Below are 16192 nucleotides of genomic sequence, written 5' to 3' on the forward strand. Positions count from 1 at the left end.
AAACAATATATACTTATTATAATCGTAATGATTACTATTTTCAAGTTATATGTTTTACCAATTCTGATGCATAAAGCGTGGTAAAAAGTGGACAATAAGGTTTATCAATACTTTACTGGAAAGGTTGAAAAATGAATGGATCATTTAGTTACTGCACGTTCAATGTTTGGTCTGAACATGGGAGTACATATCATTTTTGCCACTCTTGGCGTCGGCATTCCTCTCATGATTTTATTGGCTGAAATTCTTTACTACAAAACAAAAGATAAAGATTATGAACTTATGGCACAGCGCTGGACAAAAGGAGCTGCTGTCCTGCTTGGAGTCGCTATTCCTACGGGAACGATTGCTGGTGTGCAATTAGCGTTGCTTTGGCCGGGTTTTATGGAAATCGTAGGAAAAGTGATGGCTCTTCCTTTTCAAATTGAAATTTATGCTTTCTTTATTGAGGCTCTTTTTCTCTCTATTTACGTATACGCAGCGGACCGTATTTCTCGAAAAATGAGGATTATCAGTCTCATTTTAGTAGCAATAGGCGCTCTTGCCTCTGCCGTTTTAATTACAAACGTGCACGCATTTGAAGGAACACCTGCTGGCTTTCGAATTTTAAATGGCGAAATTGTAAGCGTAGATCCTTGGGCAGCTTTCTTTAATCCGAGTTTCTTTGTAACGTCCGGTCACGTAGCCGTTTCTGCTTATACAACCGGAGGCTTTGTCATTGCTTCAGTCGCTGCCTTTAAAATGCTTCGTGCGCGAAAACATAATCCAAGAGAATATAAATTTCATCATAAAGCATTGATGATGGGATTAGTAATCGGCGGGATTTTTTCTTTTGTAACAGCTTTGAATGGACATGAATCGATGCAAAAAGTATACGAATATCAACCCGAAAAACTTGCAGCAGCTGAAGGTCTATTTGAAACGCAAGATCATGCGCCATTAGCTTTAGGCGGATTTACAGATGAAAAAGAACAGCGAGTCAAGTATGGCATTGAGTTTCCATGGATGCTCAGCTTCTTGTCGGGTAATAGCTTTAATACAGTGATTACTGGACTCAATGACTTCCCTAGAGATTATTGGCCGCCGCTTTTTGTGCATACCTTGTTTAACGGTATGGTCATTATCGGATCGATTTTAATTTTAGTGGCGCTAGTGGGCGTTGTTTGGTACAAGTTTTTAAAGAAGAAAAGCTTCCCTAAAGTTTTCATGTGGGCATTTGTCGCAACGGGCCCTCTCGCGATTATGGGCATTGAATTCGGATGGATTTTCGCATGTACAGGCAGACAACCCTGGGTCATTTACCGCATCATGCGTACATCAGAAGCCGTTACTACTTCTGCTAATTTGCATATTTTATTTTTCTTGTTTTTGCTTGTTTATATCGTACTCGTGGCCGCAGTCGCCCTTGTACTGGTGTTTTATTTTAGACGAAATCCGCTTTCTAAAGAGCTTGCTGCGCAAGCAGATTAAAAAGGATGTGAGAATATGGGTGATTCATTACTAGCAATTACTGTAATATGGGGCTTCATTTTTATCTATGCTGTAATGGGAACGATGGACTTTGGAGCTGGTTTTTGGTCGATGGTCTATATTAACCGTACGAAAACAAATGCTACAGATGTAGCAAACAGATATCTCTCGCCTACTTGGGAAGTAACCAATGTATTTATCGTTGCGATTGTTGTTGCGCTGTTTAGCTTTTTTCCGCGAGCTACATTTACGCTTGGAACAGTGCTACTAGTACCGGGGAGTATCATTTTACTTCTCTTATCTATTCGAAGCGGATTTTTAGTGTTTTCACACTATGCTGGCAGCTTCAAATATCGGAGAGCGTTGGTTTATGTATCTGGTATATCTGGCGTATTAATTCCTGCTTTTTTAATCGCCGTACTGCCCGTAAGTCAAGGTGGATTTATTGATGTAATTGACGGAACGCAGCGATTAAATTTAGCAAAAGTGTTTTCAAGTCCGCACGTCTATTCATTTATTGGTTTTGCCATTACCTCTTCCCTGTTTCTGTCGTCTCTTTTATTAGCAGATTACTCGAAGTCATCTGACGAAATGGAAGCTTATGCGGTCTATCGGCGCGATGCGCTCATTACAGGACCTCTTTCACTGCTAATGGCTATCTTTATTATGATTACAATGCAATCAGAAGCCAGCTGGTTATATGATAAAATGATGCAGTTTAAGCCACTTCTTTACGGGTCTGTAGGTCTATTTGTAGTAGCTGGTATTGCTCTGCTGCTGCCTTCTCAAAAAGGAAAAGGAATGCCTCGTTTAGCCGTGGTATCAATCGTCCTTCAATATTTCTTAGCAAGTTACGTATACGGACGAAGTCATTTACCGTATGTCGTGTATCCAAACGTAACGATTGAGAATGGATTTACACATCCCGATGCGTTCCATTCGTTATTTATTGTGTATATTGTTGGCTTTGCGATTTTATTTCCTGGATTCTTTTATTTCTGGCGTCTATTTATGAAAGATAATAAAGAATACAGCAAAAAGAAGCCATATTAAAAACCCGGTCAGCACTTGACCGGGTTTTCTTATGAAGTAGCAGATTTTGCCACTACTTCAGCAAAGTCTTTAGCAAATACCTTACATTTTTCTACATCTTCTCCAAAGGGAGAAAGCTCGATTTTCAAACCAGGAACAGCTATATTTCCGTTGCGTCCCTTTATTTTTTCTTCAATTAAATCAACTGCTCCGCAAAAAACATCATATGATGAATCACCTGAACCAAATACAGCCATCTGCTTTTGACTGAGATCTATATCATCCATTTCATCATAAAGATCTAAAAAATCATCTGGCAGCTCTCCATCTCCCCACGTATAAGCTCCAAAGATAATAGATTCTGCCAATACAAGGTCCGAAGCATCAATGTCATATACTTCTGCTCGTTTCACATGCAATCCATGCTTGACTAATTCTTCTTCGATCAAATCGGCTATTGCTTCTGTGTTGCCTGACATACTCGCATAAGCTAGTAAGATTTCCTTCATGTAAATGACGCTCCTTTACACCAGCAGTGTGGGCCGCACATCCCCTTCTTCATCACATTCTTGCTTAAGAGGACAGTTTTCACACTCACTGGATGCATAGTTCTTTTGAAAATGTTTTGGTTCCATTAACACACTTTTGACAATATGTAGTTGAAGTATGGCTTTTTCATAATCGCCTGTTGCAATATAATAAGTTGTTGTTTCTCCGGTTAATAATGAATAAAAACGAATTTGTTCAGGAACCTTTTTAAAAGCTTGTTTCGAAAAAACGATAATAAAGTCTTTCATTGCGTTCTTCACTTCTTCATGGTCATCTAGAATGAATTTTGTTACCGTATAAGACTTCTCTGTCCATGCAGCAAAATCAATGGTCAGAGAAAGGTTGCTTTGAATTTCTTCTACATAAACGCTGTATTTCTCAAACACAAAAAGTGGTAGCTCCACATGTGTTTTCTCGCCTAAAAACCTCAGTAAATAATCACTTACTTTAGCTAACACATCGTAATAGTGAATGGGTGATGAAAACATATTTGGCTTTAGACGCCAATATTTTTCAATAAGCTGTAAAACATAGAGGTTTGAGCGATACTCAACTGGCTTGCTATAGTATGTTTTAATGATTTGATGGACGGTTACTTGAACATGCTGTTTCCAATCTATAGATGTCTTTTTCAAAAGAAGCTGCTGCTGATAAAATTTGTACGGACATCGAATAAATTGTTCGATGTGGTTATTGGAGAGTGTCTTTATATGCACTTTCATCGGTTCCATCTATGTCTCACCACCCTAATTGAAATTCATTCTCAATAATGATCAAAAATTAAATCATGAAATTTGCTCAATCACTTTACGAATAGCACTCCATGAATGTTTGACGAAATAAATTGGTTTTTGCTGTTTTTTTGCTTTCTCTTTAATGACTTTTGCCATATTGTGATTAATAAAATCCGTAATAACTAATACAAACCCAATATGTTCGGGAATTTCTCGCTTCACCATATTGCTTTTACGGCCATCTAAATGAATTACTTCATTAAACCCTTCTCCCGCTAGACGATCTGTAATATGCTTTAACCTGTCTCCTCCTACAACCATGACTGATGACATGTTTGTTCCCTCCCAATTAATTATTCATTTAATGATTTGACAACAACCTGTATTCTTTACTATATATACAGTTTAATTGAGAATGATTCTCTTTGTCAATGTTTAATTGATAAAAATTCTCAATTAAAATGAAAGTCTACCACCTTTCTTATAAGTTAGTTGAATTTTGACCATACTATAGCTATCACATACAAAGGAGGGTTAACGTTGGAACAAAACATTCTTTGTGAAGTAAATAACTGTCACTTTTGGAAAAATGGAAATCACTGCAGTGCAGAAGAAATTTACGTAGTAAGTCATAGCGGAAAACATGCAGCAAGCAGCTATGAAACAGACTGTAAAACGTTCAAGCCAACTGAAGCGTAACCCGCAAAAGGACAGCCTCTGGGTTGTCTTTTTTCTCTCTTCAAGATCATAAAAAAGGAGACTAGTATGAAGACTGAACAACTGATTCATTTTTTTAAAGAAGAAGCCATAAAAGCAAATGAACAAACCTTTCCAATCTATGTACAATCATTTACTCATTTATGGACATACAAATGGGGAACACTTGAAAACATTCCAGAAGAAATTGATGACTTAATTACCACACGTGCGTTAGAACTTGGACTTATTCACTTAAAAAAAGCTGACTAATCAATAAGGAAATTAGTCAGCTTTTGTGTTTATAGATCATCAAATCCATTTGCATCTGATGCTTTTGTATATTGTCGTGATTTCTGTTCAAAGAAATCGGTTTTCCCTAAATCTACCTCTTGATAAGCAATAATCCAACGAAGAGGATTTTCAATCGGTGCTTCTGGGAAAGCAGCTCGACCGAAGCCTAACTGATTACAGCGTTTATTCGCCATATATTCAATGTACTGCTGCAGTTCTTTCATCGTAATGCCGTCGAATTTTTCTCCAATAACAGATTCCGCCCATTCAATTTCAAGACGAGCTGCCTCTTGGAACGTTTCAACTACAAACGTTTCTAGCTCCTCCGTACGATAAGCTGGATTTTCATTTAGTACTTCCTTGAAAATCTTTTCAAATAACCCAACGTGAAGCTGTTCATCACGATTGATATAATTAATCATCGTAGATGTCGCCACCATCTTTTGATTTCTCGCAAGATTATAGAAGAACGCAAATCCGCTATAGAAGAAAAGTCCTTCTAAAATAACATCATATACCATAGACTTCAAAAAGTTTTCAACCGTTGCTTCTTCGCTAAATGCTTTATATCCGTTTGTAATAAAGTCATTTCGTGCGCGAAGCTTTTCGTCTGTACGCCAGTATTCAAATACTTCATCTTGTTTTCCTTTTGGTACAAGACTTGATAAAACATATGAATACGAATGATTATGAACCACTTCTTGCTGCGCTAAAATAATCATTAGAGCGTTAATCGAAGAATCGGTTACATAGTCAGCTACTTTGCTAGCATAATCTGATTGAATACTGTCCAGTAGCGCCAGCAGGCCAATAATTTTTAGAAAGCTCTCTTGTTCGTCAGCGGTTAACTGAGGGAACTGTTTAATATCTTGACCCATATTAATTTCAAACGGCGTCCAGAAATTAGCTAGCATACGCTTGTATTTAGGGAACGCCCATGAAAATCGGACGTCATCCCAGTTTAGAATATTGGAGCTCTTGCCGTTGATGATTCCTGTCGAACGGTTCGGAGCTGTTTCGTTCATTAATTCTCGTTTTAACATGCTTGTCATCAATTATTCACTCCTTTTAACTATGACAGCTTTCACATTCTTCAATGACTTCACTTGATGTTGAACGTACGTAATAGGTCGTTTTTAATTTTTCTTTCCATGCCGTCATATGAAGATCCAGCAGCTCTTTTGCTCGGATATCATTTTGTACATATAAATTGAATGAAATAGATTGATCAATATGACGCTGGCGCTTGGCGTTTTGCTTAATGCTCCAGTGCTGATCAATTAAATAAACGGACTTATAATACCAGTTTGTTGCTGGCGATAAATCTGGTGCCGTCACTGGGATTTTATAGTTTTTCTTTTCCTCTGAATAAAACTTACGGAAAATCGGATCAATACTTGCCGTAGAACCCGCGATAATAGATGTTGATGAATTAGGTGCTACAGCCATTAAATATCCATTTCTTATCCCATTGCTTTGAACTTCGCTACGCAGTTCACTCCACGCTTCGCTCGTGTATTCACGTGTTTCAAAATAAGCGCCTGACTCAAAATCTGAGCCTTTAAATAATGGATATGCGCCTTTTTCTTTAGCTAAGTTCATGCTTGCCTGCACGGTTAAGTAAGAAATTTGTTCATACAATTCATCGCAATATGCTACCGCTTCATCTGTCTCCCATGCTATTTTCTTTAAGGCAAGCAAATGGTTCCAGCCAAATGTGCCAAGCCCTACTGCGCGGTACTTTTGATTCGTTAGCTTTGCTTGAAGTACCGGCAAATCATTTAACTCAATAACATTATCAAGCATGCGTACTTGAATTGGAATTAAACGTTCAAGTACATCTTCAGTTACGGCTCTCGCTAAGTTAATAGAAGAAAGATTACATACAACAAAATCGCCCGGATTCTTTGTAATAATAATTTTTCCGTCTTCCGTAATTTCCTCTGTTACGACCGTTGTACTTTGGTTTTGTGTGATTTCTGTACATAAGTTACTGCAGTAAATCATGCCCGCGTGTCGGTTTTGATTAGCTCGGTTAACCGTATCACGATAGAACATATAAGGAGTTCCCGTTTCAAGCTGCGAAAGCATAATGCGCTTGAAGATCTCAATAGCAGGCACTGTTTCTCTTGAAAGCTGTTCATTGTTTACACACTCAGCGTAACGAGTGCGGAACGAACCGCTGCCTTCTTCTTCATCATAAAAATCTTCTAACGAGTAGCCCATCAGCGTACGAACTTCGTGAGGATCGAATAAGTGCCAGTCTTCACGTGCTTCTACTTTTTCCATAAACAAATCTGGCAAACATACGCCAGTGAATAAATCATGCGTGCGCTGGCGTTCATCACCATTGTTCAAACGCGCGTCTAAGAATGAAAAAATGTCTTTATGCCAAACGTCTAAATACACGGCAATAGCTCCTTGTCGTTGACCTAGCTGATCGACACTTACAGCCGTATTATTTAGCTGTTTCATCCATGGAATTGTTCCTGATGATACGCCTTTAAAACCTTTTATATCACTTCCTCGGCTTCTAATATGACCGAGGTAGACACCAATTCCGCCTCCATTTTTACTAAGCGTGGCCAAATCTGTATTGCTATCATAAATACCGCGTAAGCTGTCATCAATCGTATCAATAAAGCAGCTAGATAGCTGTCCGTAGCTCTTTCCTGCGTTTGAGAGTGTTGGTGTGGCAACCGTCATATATAGACTAGAAAGCGCCCAGTACGCTTCTTTTACTAATGCTGTTCGATTTTCTTTCTTTTCTTGAGACATCAGCGTCATAGCAATGATAAGAAAACGTTCTTGCGGTAATTCGTATACACGCTTATCATGTGATGTCGCTAAATAGCGATCTGCTAATGTCAGCAATCCAATGTATGTAAATAAACGATCGCGTTCAGGAATAATGACTGAAGCAATTTCATTAATTTCTTCTTCTGTATATGTTTTTAATAGCTGTTTATTATAAATGCCGATTTTTGTTAGTTCTTGAATAAGCTGATAAAACGAACCGTACTTCTCTTTTTTATCATAACCTCGGTTGTCCGCTGCTTTTCGATATAGTTCGTTTAAGTAGACGTCTGCCGCCACGTACGTCCAATCTGGTTCTTCCATTGAAATACGCTCTAGGGCTGCCAAAATTAGTACGTTTGCAACCTTTTCGTCCGTCATATTTTCCTTTACTGTAACAGTTTGAATAACCTTTTCCTCATACAAAGAAAAATCAAGCTGCGTAAATTCTTTTTTTAAACGTTCAATATATGCAGTTAATTCATGTAGAATTGTAGGCTTTAATGTATTCACCATAAATATGGCTCCTCTCTTCACTTCAAAATAAAAAATCGCTCACCGTACCTCGGTGAGCGAATAGAACGAAGATAGAAGAAGACACTAAGTCTTTTCTCAATCCTCGCTCTACCCTCTCACCTCCCGAAGAAGATAAAACGACATAAAAAAGGCAGGTCTCCTGACTTATGCTTCTTTTTACTTTAAGGCCTTCCCATGATGTTTACTCACAGTGGATCTCCTTATTTCATCAGCATTCACAGTTGCGGGGACAGCTTTGGATTTTCACCAAATTCCCTTTTAAGTCTTTTTATCAGACACCTTTTTCACTGGAAAACACAAAATATAGTATTTTATTATTGTTTAACAAACAACATATTGTGTTATGTTATAAACACATTATATAGGACAACTTAGAAAACTATCAACCTATTTTCAAAAATAATTTTGTTTTTTACGATAAAATCCTTCGACTTTTTTCATCAAACTACTCCATCATAACATGTTTTGACACGCTTGATGGAACAATGTGCTCTTTTTAAAAAATTTGTCCTATTTTTCTACTAAACATTGCCAACATCAATAAAAAAACCGTTTTTCATAAAAAACGGTTTTTAATTATTTGTATTCTTTTTCAAATGCTGTGATTGTTTTGATAAACTTTTTATCAATATCGTATCCGATCCCCGGTTTTTCCTTCACCTTTATTACTCCGGCTTCTACCTCTACTTCGGGCTTAATAATATCTTTTTCCCAATAGCGAGACGACGCAGAAATGTCACCTGGTATCGTGAAAGAAGGCAGTGTGGCAAGGGCGATGTTATGAGCTCGTGAAATCCCGGCTTCTAACATTCCGCCAACCCAAAGCCTTACACCGTGTAGGGCGCATAAATCATGAATTTTTTTTGCTACAGACATTCCGCCAACTCGACCGATTTTCACATTGATAATCTTGCAGCTTTTTTGTTCGATTGCATGACGTGCATCTTCATAGCTCACAATACTTTCATCTAAGCAAATCGGCGTCTTCATTTGCTTTTGTAATAATCGATGATCAAGGATATCATCCGAACTTAACGGCTGTTCGATCATCATTAAATTCAATTCATCTAGTTTTTTCAATGAATCACTATCGCTTAACGTATAGGCTGAATTGGCATCAGCCATAAGAGGAATGCTTGGAAATTCATCTCGAATTTGTTTCAGTAGCTCATAGTCAGCGCCTGGCTTAATTTTCACTTTAAAGCGCTTATAACCATCTTTCATATAAGTCTTTATTTGTTCTTTCATGATGGAAATATCATTTAAGCCAACTACCACTCCAGCTTCTACAGCAGGCCTTACTCCGCCAATTACTTCGGCTAAGGGCTTATTTTGGCGCTTTGCATACAAATCCCATACAGCACAGTCCAAAGCTGCTTTAGCCATGTTGTTGCGCTTTAGAGGTTTGAATAACTTTTGAACATCCTCTGGTTTTTGAAGCTGCTGGTGAAGAAGAGAAGGAATTAAAAAATCGTCTAACATATGAAAACATGTCCGAATCGTTTCTTCCGTATACCAAGGAGATGAAAAAGCAACGACTTCTCCCCATCCTGTAAATCCTTTTTCATCTTCTACTTCAAGCAAAATCAATTCTCGATCCTGGACCGTACCATAGCTTGTTGAAAAAGGAGAAAGAAGCTTCATGTCAATTTTATAAAGATGTACTTTTTTGATAATCATCGATTAAATTCCTTTCTGTATGAACGATGATAGCTTCCGGCGTATGATTTTATTAGAGGCCGTTCGCGGTAGCTCCTCTACTCGAACGAAATACTTTGGAAGTTTGTACTTTGCTAAAAATTGTTGAATGTGTAAAGATAACTCTTCATCTGAAACGTCTTCGTTTATAACAATGCATGCTGCAGGAACTTGTCCCCATTTTCCATCGGCTACTCCCGTTACACCGGCCTCTTTAACAGCCGGATGCTTCAACAAAACATTTTCAATTTCAGCTGGATATACATTTTCTCCACCTGAAATAATAAGGTCCGAACGTCTGTCTAATACATATAGAAAGCCTTCTTCATCCACTTTCCCGATATCTCCTGTATAGAACCAGCCTTGTTGAAGGGCTTTTTTAGTAGCTTCAGGTTTATTTAAATATCCTTTTGTAACATTTGGACCTTTAACAATGATTTCTCCTGCTTCACGTGTTTCATTTCCATTCTCATCTACAATTTTCATTGCACACGGAAATAATGGTTTACCTGCTGATCCCAGTTTTCGCAAACTATCTTCAGGTGAAAGCGTAACGAACTGTGAAGATGTTTCTGTCATTCCATACGTTTGATAAACAGGAATTTCTTTATTCACACAAGCCTCTAAAATAGTAAGCGGTGCGGGTCCTCCTCCTAAAAGCATACAGCGAAATGTATTTGGATATTTACGTTCAGCTAATTCATCCAGCATATTCGATAGCATGGAAGTGACAACCGAAATAATTGTTACTCCTTTGTTTTCAATGGCTTCATTCACCGCTCTTGCTTCAAATCGTTCTTCTAAAATGATTTTCATTCCGTAAAAGACGCTCCGCATTAAAATGGATAATCCGCTAATATGAAACAAAGGAACCGCTATAAGCCAGCAGTCTTTTTCATTTAATCCTAAATTAAGCGCTGAACCAATGGAACTCCACCAGTGATTTCCATATGTCTGCAGCACTCCTTTTGGATTACCTGTTGTTCCAGACGTATACATAATGGTGAACGTCTCCTCGAGATTCCACGTTTTCTGAAAATACGTTTCTGTTTCTGGAGAACTTTTTAAAGAAGATAAAGGAAGCTGAGTAATGGAACTTTGGAACTCTCTCGTTAAAAATGCTTCATCCGTAATAAGCAACGACACGTTTGCATCTGTTAGCTGATAATTGATTTCTTCATTTGTCAAACGAGTATTGACGAGCAGCACCCGAGCGCCAATATAAGAAACCGCATGTAAAATCTCAATAAACTCCACGCTGTTTTTCATGCATAAAGCAATGGTATCACCTTGCTTTACACCGTTAAACGAAAGCTGCTGCGCTACTTTTTGAACACGCTTATGAAGCTCTTGAAAAGTAAGCGACGTTTGCAGTGTTTCTACCGCCACTCGGTTTGGCGTCAAATATGCTCTTTGCATAAGCCCATTAGGAATCGTTTGGCCACTCATAAATTTCTCTCCTTTTTATACTAATTAACTAAATCAAATTGAAAAAACAGCCTGATGATAATCACCAAGCTGTTTCAGCTGTTTAAGGGAAACGTGGGAACTGTTGGAAGTCTGGATTGCGTTTTTCCTTAAATGCATCGCGACCTTCTTTTGCCTCGTCCGTTGTGTAATAAAGAAGCGTTGCGTCACCCGCAAATTGCTGGATACCAGCTAAGCCGTCCGTATCAGCATTAAATGCTGCTTTTAAGAAACGAAGAGCGGTTGGACTTTTTTCTAACATCTCTTCACACCATTGAATTGTTTCAGCTTCAAGCTGTTCTAATGGAACGACCGTGTTTACTAATCCCATGTCTAGTGCTTCTTGAGCGTTGTACTGACGGCATAAGAACCAGATCTCACGTGCTTTCTTATGGCCTACGATGCGAGCTAAGTAACCAGAGCCATATCCTGCATCGAAGCTTCCAACTTTAGGACCTGTTTGTCCAAAGACTGCGTTATCCGCTGCAATTGTTAAGTCACATACAACGTGAAGAACGTGGCCTCCACCAATTGCATAGCCTGATACCATTGCAACAACCGGCTTTGGAATTACGCGAATTAAACGCTGTAAATCTAGAACGTTTAGACGTGGAATTTCATCTTCTCCTACATAGCCGCCGTGACCGCGAACTCTTTGGTCTCCGCCTGAGCAAAATGCTTTATCCCCAGCACCTGCTAATACAATTACTCCAACGCTTGCATCGTCACGAGCATAAGCAAATGCATCGATCAATTCCATTACTGTTTTTGGACGGAATGCATTGTGCACTTCCGGACGGTTAATCGTAATTTTAGCGATTCCGTTATATGTTTCGTATAAAATGTCTTCATATTGACGTACTGATGTCCATTCAACTGTCATCTTTATTTCCTCCTAATTATGTAGTAGCTAAGAACTCACTTACTATTCTACCAAAAATCTCGGGTTGTTCCACGTGAATTGCATGGCCTGTCCCTAAAATAATTTTAGAAGTAGCATTTGGTATTAATGTTTGCATTTCTTTGGAAATTAAACAAAACTTTTGATCTACTTCTCCTGTAATAAGCAAAACCGGCATCAACAGATCGTCCAGCTTCTCCCAAAGGGACGGCTGGACTCCTGTTCCCATTCCTTTCAAGCTGTTGGAAAGGCCGATTTCTGTATGCGAAAGTCTTTCTTGACGCACCGCTTCTTGAACATAGCTAGGCAATTGCTTTTGAGAACGAAAAAGAGGGATTTCCTCCCAAAAGTTCACAAATTCTTCAATTCCATTTTTCACAATGCGGCTCGCCAGCTGCTCATCTTTTTCTTTTCTTAGCTTTTGTTCTTCTCGCGTTTTTAAACCAGGCGATGCGCTTTCTAATACCAACTTTTTCACAAGGTGTGGATATCGCTGAGCAAATGAGAGAGCAAGCCTTCCTCCCATCGAATATCCAATTACATTCACCTGTGATAGAGATAGCTGTTGAAGCAGCTCATGCAGTGCTTCAACAACTGCTTCCATTGAATATGGTTTGATTTCTTTCGGAGCTGCTGATTGGCCATGACCAATAATATCAACAGCAATCACTTGATAGTCTTTAACGAATTTCTTCATAAAGGTACGCCAGGTTTGAGAAGAACCGGTAAAGCCGTGAAGAAGCAGCAGCGGCTCTCCTTTTCCCTCGGTGTGCACATAGTAAGATACACCATTTAATTGATACATCATTGCTTATTCCTCACCGTTTGACAAATTTATTTCCTCGGAAACAAGTTTCCACAAACTGCGATGAGTCTCTACATTTTCTGTACGAGTTGTGCGAATCTCTACAACATGTAACCCGCCTTTTGTGAAAGCATGGTTCATTGCATGTCGAAATTCTTCCCAGCTGCTTGCTGAAGAAAATGTGCCATCATACAGACGAGTGGCATGCTCAAAATTCAATCCAGTTGGCGTACCGAATAAAAATTCAAAGTGCTTTTCTTGTTTTGACTGCGGTAAAAATGAAAAAATTCCTCCGCCGTCATTGTTAACTAGCACAACGGTTAAATTTAAATTATGCATCTTAGCTGCCAGCAGACCATTTAAATCGTGATAAAAAGATAGGTCACCAATAAATAAAACGGTGTGATCGTAAGCCGTGCTTACGCCTAGAGCAGACGAAACCACACCATCAATTCCATTTGCTCCTCGGTTTACAAAAAGTGGAATATCTTTCTCCGTATTTAAGAAGAAAGAATCAATATCTCGAACAGGCATTGAATTTCCAACAAACAAAGCCGTGCCTTCAGGTACTACATCCACAATTTCTTGAACTACTTGTCCTTCGAACCATTCCTGGCCAGAAGTTAATGTTTTGAGAGCCTGTGCAGTTTGAGCATTAATCTTTTTCCATAGACTCAGCCATGAAGTAGACTCCTCTTGATTCGCTGAAAGGCGCTTGATCAGTTCTTCACAAAATAATGTTTCATTGGCTTCAATCATCACTGTTGAACGCAAAGTAGGATCTCTCCAGCCTTTACCTTGGTCAACTACAAACATTTCTTTCGGCTCGTGTGCTTTTAAAAATTGCAATAGCGGTTTCGATACCGGCATCGCGCCAAAACGAATGACAACTTCGGGGTAAAAACGCTCATCAACCTTATCACTTTTTAAAAATGTATCATATGTCTCTATTACATTTTCTTTTGAATGCTTGCCGCTTCTTAATTGTGATAACGGATCTGCGAGCACCGGAAAGCTTAAAGCGTCAGCTAAACGGCATACGCTGTCTACTGCTTTTAAAGACATTTGATCTCCGCATATAATAAGTCCTTTTGTTGTTCCCTCTAGGCGCTTCGCAATTTCTTCGAATCCTTTTTCAGATAGAGATGCTTCTCCATGAATAGCAGCCACATATGATTTACCGCGTTTCCCCTGACTCCATAAATCTTCAATAGACAAATCTGGTACAATCGGTTCACGTAAAGGTACGTTAATGTGTACAGGACCGCTCGGTATAGCTTGAGCTGTATGAACAGCCCTTGAAGCTACTGTTCGAATATAACGATTCATATCTGCACTTTCTTCTGGTAAAGCTGTATCTACAAACCACTTCGCATACTGACCGAAAAGATGATTCTGATTAATTGCCTGCGGGGCACCTATATCCCTTAACTCGTGCGGCCGATCGGCTGTGATAACGACTAAAGGAATGCGTGAGTAGTGAGCTTCAATTACTGCAGGATAATAATTCGCTGCAGCTGTTCCAGATGTACATACAAGCGCCACTGGTTTTTTCTTTGCTTTTGCTATTCCTAGAGCAAAAAAGCCGGCAGAACGTTCATCAATGTTTAAATGCACATGAATATCAGGGTGCTCAGCCATAAGCATCGCAATAGGCGTTGAACGTGACCCTGGACTGACCACTACTTCTTCAACATTTGCTTCTACTAATTCATCCACGAATGACGCAATATACGTTGTTAATGATTTAATGTGTTCCACGCATAATCCCTCCTAAAGCTGAAAGCATCGGGTTGAATTTAATTTTTGTTTCTTCATATTCACTTTCAGGCGTAGAATCTGCTACAATTCCACAGCCCGCAAATAAAACAGCTTCTTTTTGCTGAATAATAGCCGAGCGGATTCCTACTATAAATTCACCGTTTCCATTGATATCCATCCATCCTAAAGGAGCTGCGTACCACCCTCGGTCAAAGGATTCGAGCTTTCGAATAATAGGCAAGGCCTCCTGTTGAGGATATCCTCCTAACGCTGGTGTTGGATGGAGCTTTTGAATAAATGAAAATAGCGTCACATCTTCCTTTATACGCCCTTTCACAGGTGTATACAAATGTTGAATATGCTTTGTTTTATATAAACTTGGCTTACTTGGAATTTCTACTTCATAACAATAAGAATTCATCGCTTCTTTAATCATATGAACAACAACATCGTGCTCAATTAAGTTCTTAGGATCCTGAAGCAATTCCTCACCTAGTTCGTGATCTTCCTGCCTTGTCTTTCCTCTTGGAATCGAACCCGCTAAACAAGTGGAAAACACGTAATCTCCTTGTTTTTGTACTAGTCTTTCTGGGGAAGCGCCGATAAAATGCTGATGCTCTCCCTCTAAAATATATGTGTAGCTAGTTGGCTGTTCCTTTAACAGACGCTGAAGCACGTATTCAGTAGAAATATCTTCATTAAATTTTACTTTTAATTGGCGAGCAAGAACCACTTTCTCTATAACCTGTTGCTTAATTAAAGTAGTAGCTCTTTCAATATTTCCTTTAAATTTCTCTACCCCAATTTCTTCTTTTTCCAACAGCAAAGGTGAAATATGAGATTCCCCGTCGTACTCTTCACAAAGAACAAGTTTTTGGACCTCTTCGAAATAATTGATGTGCTCTTTTACAGAATCTTGTCCTTTAACCATCATATTAACGGTAAGATATCCTTCTTTATTTACCTGGGTATATAACACAGTTGGAATCATAAATTTTGAACTCGGGAAATCACTCCAATAGTTTTCTCGATACTGATTTGGGTCAAATGAAAATCCTCCAAATAAAAGAGGACCTGTCCCATCAGGGAAAATTTGGTTATTTTTATAAAAGTCTTCTTTTATAAAGCGCTTCCATTCATTTTCAATGTGGAAATAACGTTCTTTTGCCGCATTGGTGCAAATAGTATGCGCATATCCTAATCCAACAAATGTATAATAACTGTTGGGATCTTTCCAAAAAAAGCGTTCTTTATAAAACTGGTCATGTCCGTTCGCATAAAAAATAAGGGGGTCAATAGGTCTTACTTTTTTCACTAAACTGACCAATTTTGGCTGATTTTCATTTTTTGCACACTCAATCGCATCTTTAATGTATTCTTGTACTAACTGTTCGGTCGTTGCAATCACACTACGTCCCCCCGTTCATCTTTTTTTCTTAAGTCTGTAACTAA

General features: G+C 38.7%; 15 protein-coding genes and 1 riboswitch. Of the genes, 4 read left to right on the forward strand and 11 right to left on the reverse strand.

The features are described from left to right. Positions 1 to 135: 135 nt before the first annotated feature. Positions 136 to 1470 (forward strand): cytochrome ubiquinol oxidase subunit I, encoded by a 1335-nt coding sequence (locus tag WKH56_RS05120; RefSeq protein ID WP_028411859.1) that lies wholly within the window; start codon positions 136 to 138, stop codon positions 1468 to 1470. Positions 1471 to 1485: 15 nt separating this feature from the next. Next, positions 1486 to 2523: a cytochrome d ubiquinol oxidase subunit II gene (locus WKH56_RS05125; protein ID WP_048019669.1), complete on the forward strand. Its 1038-nt coding sequence runs from the start codon at positions 1486 to 1488 to the stop codon at positions 2521 to 2523. Between the two features lie 29 nt (positions 2524 to 2552). Here the strand turns inward: WKH56_RS05125 and WKH56_RS05130 are convergent, their stop codons facing one another. From WKH56_RS05130 to WKH56_RS05140, 3 genes are read right to left on the reverse strand one after another with little or no spacing between them, the layout of a single operon-like run. Next, positions 2553 to 3011, reverse strand: coding sequence for a flavodoxin (locus WKH56_RS05130; protein WP_063248618.1), 459 nt, complete (start codon positions 3009 to 3011; stop codon positions 2553 to 2555). Between the two features lie 15 nt (positions 3012 to 3026). Next, on the reverse strand, positions 3027 to 3782 hold the full coding sequence (locus WKH56_RS05135) for a hypothetical protein (protein ID WP_230624654.1): 756 nt from the start codon (positions 3780 to 3782) through the stop codon (positions 3027 to 3029). Between the two features lie 54 nt (positions 3783 to 3836). Next, positions 3837 to 4118 carry a DUF2325 domain-containing protein gene (locus WKH56_RS05140; protein WP_028411863.1) on the reverse strand — a complete coding sequence of 94 codons (282 nt, stop codon included), beginning with the start codon at positions 4116 to 4118 and terminating at the stop codon, positions 3837 to 3839. A gap of 207 nt (positions 4119 to 4325) precedes the next feature. Between WKH56_RS05140 and WKH56_RS05145 the strand changes: the two genes are divergently transcribed. Both WKH56_RS05145 and WKH56_RS05150 read left to right on the forward strand, forming a co-directional pair. Next, positions 4326 to 4484: a DUF1540 domain-containing protein gene (locus WKH56_RS05145; protein WP_013059558.1), complete on the forward strand. Its 159-nt coding sequence runs from the start codon at positions 4326 to 4328 to the stop codon at positions 4482 to 4484. A gap of 66 nt (positions 4485 to 4550) precedes the next feature. After that, positions 4551 to 4754 (forward strand): hypothetical protein, encoded by a 204-nt coding sequence (locus WKH56_RS05150; RefSeq protein ID WP_013059559.1) that lies wholly within the window; start codon positions 4551 to 4553, stop codon positions 4752 to 4754. 29 nt (positions 4755 to 4783) lie between these two features. On the opposite strand, the gene WKH56_RS05155 is transcribed toward WKH56_RS05150, so the two are convergent. The 8 genes from WKH56_RS05155 to WKH56_RS05190 all read right to left on the reverse strand — a co-directional run bounded on the left by WKH56_RS05155 (position 4784) and on the right by WKH56_RS05190 (position 16148). Next, positions 4784 to 5827 carry a ribonucleotide-diphosphate reductase subunit beta gene (locus WKH56_RS05155; RefSeq protein WP_013059560.1) on the reverse strand — a complete coding sequence of 348 codons (1044 nt, stop codon included), beginning with the start codon at positions 5825 to 5827 and terminating at the stop codon, positions 4784 to 4786. A 16-nt stretch (positions 5828 to 5843) separates the two neighbouring features. Then, positions 5844 to 8087: a ribonucleoside-diphosphate reductase subunit alpha gene (locus tag WKH56_RS05160; protein WP_028411864.1), complete on the reverse strand. Its 2244-nt coding sequence runs from the start codon at positions 8085 to 8087 to the stop codon at positions 5844 to 5846. A gap of 133 nt (positions 8088 to 8220) precedes the next feature. Beyond that, positions 8221 to 8406, reverse strand: a riboswitch (cobalamin riboswitch). Positions 8407 to 8684: 278 nt separating this feature from the next. Continuing rightward, positions 8685 to 9788, reverse strand: coding sequence for an o-succinylbenzoate synthase (gene menC / locus WKH56_RS05165; protein ID WP_063248617.1), 1104 nt, complete (start codon positions 9786 to 9788; stop codon positions 8685 to 8687). Between the two features lie 3 nt (positions 9789 to 9791). After that, positions 9792 to 11255, reverse strand: a complete 1464-nt coding sequence (locus tag WKH56_RS05170; protein WP_028411866.1) for an o-succinylbenzoate--CoA ligase — start codon at positions 11253 to 11255, stop codon at positions 9792 to 9794. Positions 11256 to 11337: 82 nt separating this feature from the next. Further along, the gene (menB, locus tag WKH56_RS05175; protein WP_013085280.1) at positions 11338 to 12156 is read right to left on the reverse strand and encodes a 1,4-dihydroxy-2-naphthoyl-CoA synthase; all 819 of its coding nucleotides are present in this window, start codon (positions 12154 to 12156) and stop codon (positions 11338 to 11340) included. Positions 12157 to 12172: 16 nt separating this feature from the next. Further along, positions 12173 to 12982: a 2-succinyl-6-hydroxy-2,4-cyclohexadiene-1-carboxylate synthase gene (menH, locus tag WKH56_RS05180; RefSeq protein WP_028411867.1), complete on the reverse strand. Its 810-nt coding sequence runs from the start codon at positions 12980 to 12982 to the stop codon at positions 12173 to 12175. A 3-nt stretch (positions 12983 to 12985) separates the two neighbouring features. Next, on the reverse strand, positions 12986 to 14740 hold the full coding sequence (gene menD, locus WKH56_RS05185; protein WP_033579580.1) for a 2-succinyl-5-enolpyruvyl-6-hydroxy-3-cyclohexene-1-carboxylic-acid synthase: 1755 nt from the start codon (positions 14738 to 14740) through the stop codon (positions 12986 to 12988). Continuing rightward, on the reverse strand, positions 14727 to 16148 hold the full coding sequence (locus WKH56_RS05190) for an isochorismate synthase (protein ID WP_063248615.1): 1422 nt from the start codon (positions 16146 to 16148) through the stop codon (positions 14727 to 14729). Before WKH56_RS05190 ends, menD begins: the two co-directional genes overlap by 14 nt. Positions 16149 to 16192 lie beyond the last annotated feature (44 nt).

The sequence above is a fragment of the Priestia sp. SB1 genome (genome assembly GCF_038898415.1).

Bases quoted from the DNA above. Each gene is read 5' to 3' on its own strand.
- WKH56_RS05170 (WP_028411866.1), bottom strand. From the start codon at position 11,255: ATGAGTGGCCAAACGATTCCTAATGGGCTTATGCAAAGAGCATATTTG.
- WKH56_RS05150 (WP_013059559.1), top strand. From the start codon at position 4,551: ATGAAGACTGAACAACTGATTCATTTTTTTAAAGAAGAAGCCATAAAA.
- WKH56_RS05135 (WP_230624654.1), bottom strand. From the start codon at position 3,782: ATGGAACCGATGAAAGTGCATATAAAGACACTCTCCAATAACCACATC.
- menB (WP_013085280.1), bottom strand. From the start codon at position 12,156: ATGACAGTTGAATGGACATCAGTACGTCAATATGAAGACATTTTATAC.
- WKH56_RS05120 (WP_028411859.1), top strand. From the start codon at position 136: ATGGATCATTTAGTTACTGCACGTTCAATGTTTGGTCTGAACATGGGA.
- WKH56_RS05140 (WP_028411863.1), bottom strand. From the start codon at position 4,118: ATGTCATCAGTCATGGTTGTAGGAGGAGACAGGTTAAAGCATATTACA.
- menH (WP_028411867.1), bottom strand. From the start codon at position 12,982: ATGATGTATCAATTAAATGGTGTATCTTACTATGTGCACACCGAGGGA.
- WKH56_RS05155 (WP_013059560.1), bottom strand. From the start codon at position 5,827: ATGACAAGCATGTTAAAACGAGAATTAATGAACGAAACAGCTCCGAAC.
- WKH56_RS05130 (WP_063248618.1), bottom strand. From the start codon at position 3,011: ATGAAGGAAATCTTACTAGCTTATGCGAGTATGTCAGGCAACACAGAA.
- WKH56_RS05160 (WP_028411864.1), bottom strand. From the start codon at position 8,087: ATGGTGAATACATTAAAGCCTACAATTCTACATGAATTAACTGCATAT.
- menC (WP_063248617.1), bottom strand. From the start codon at position 9,788: ATGATTATCAAAAAAGTACATCTTTATAAAATTGACATGAAGCTTCTT.
- WKH56_RS05125 (WP_048019669.1), top strand. From the start codon at position 1,486: ATGGGTGATTCATTACTAGCAATTACTGTAATATGGGGCTTCATTTTT.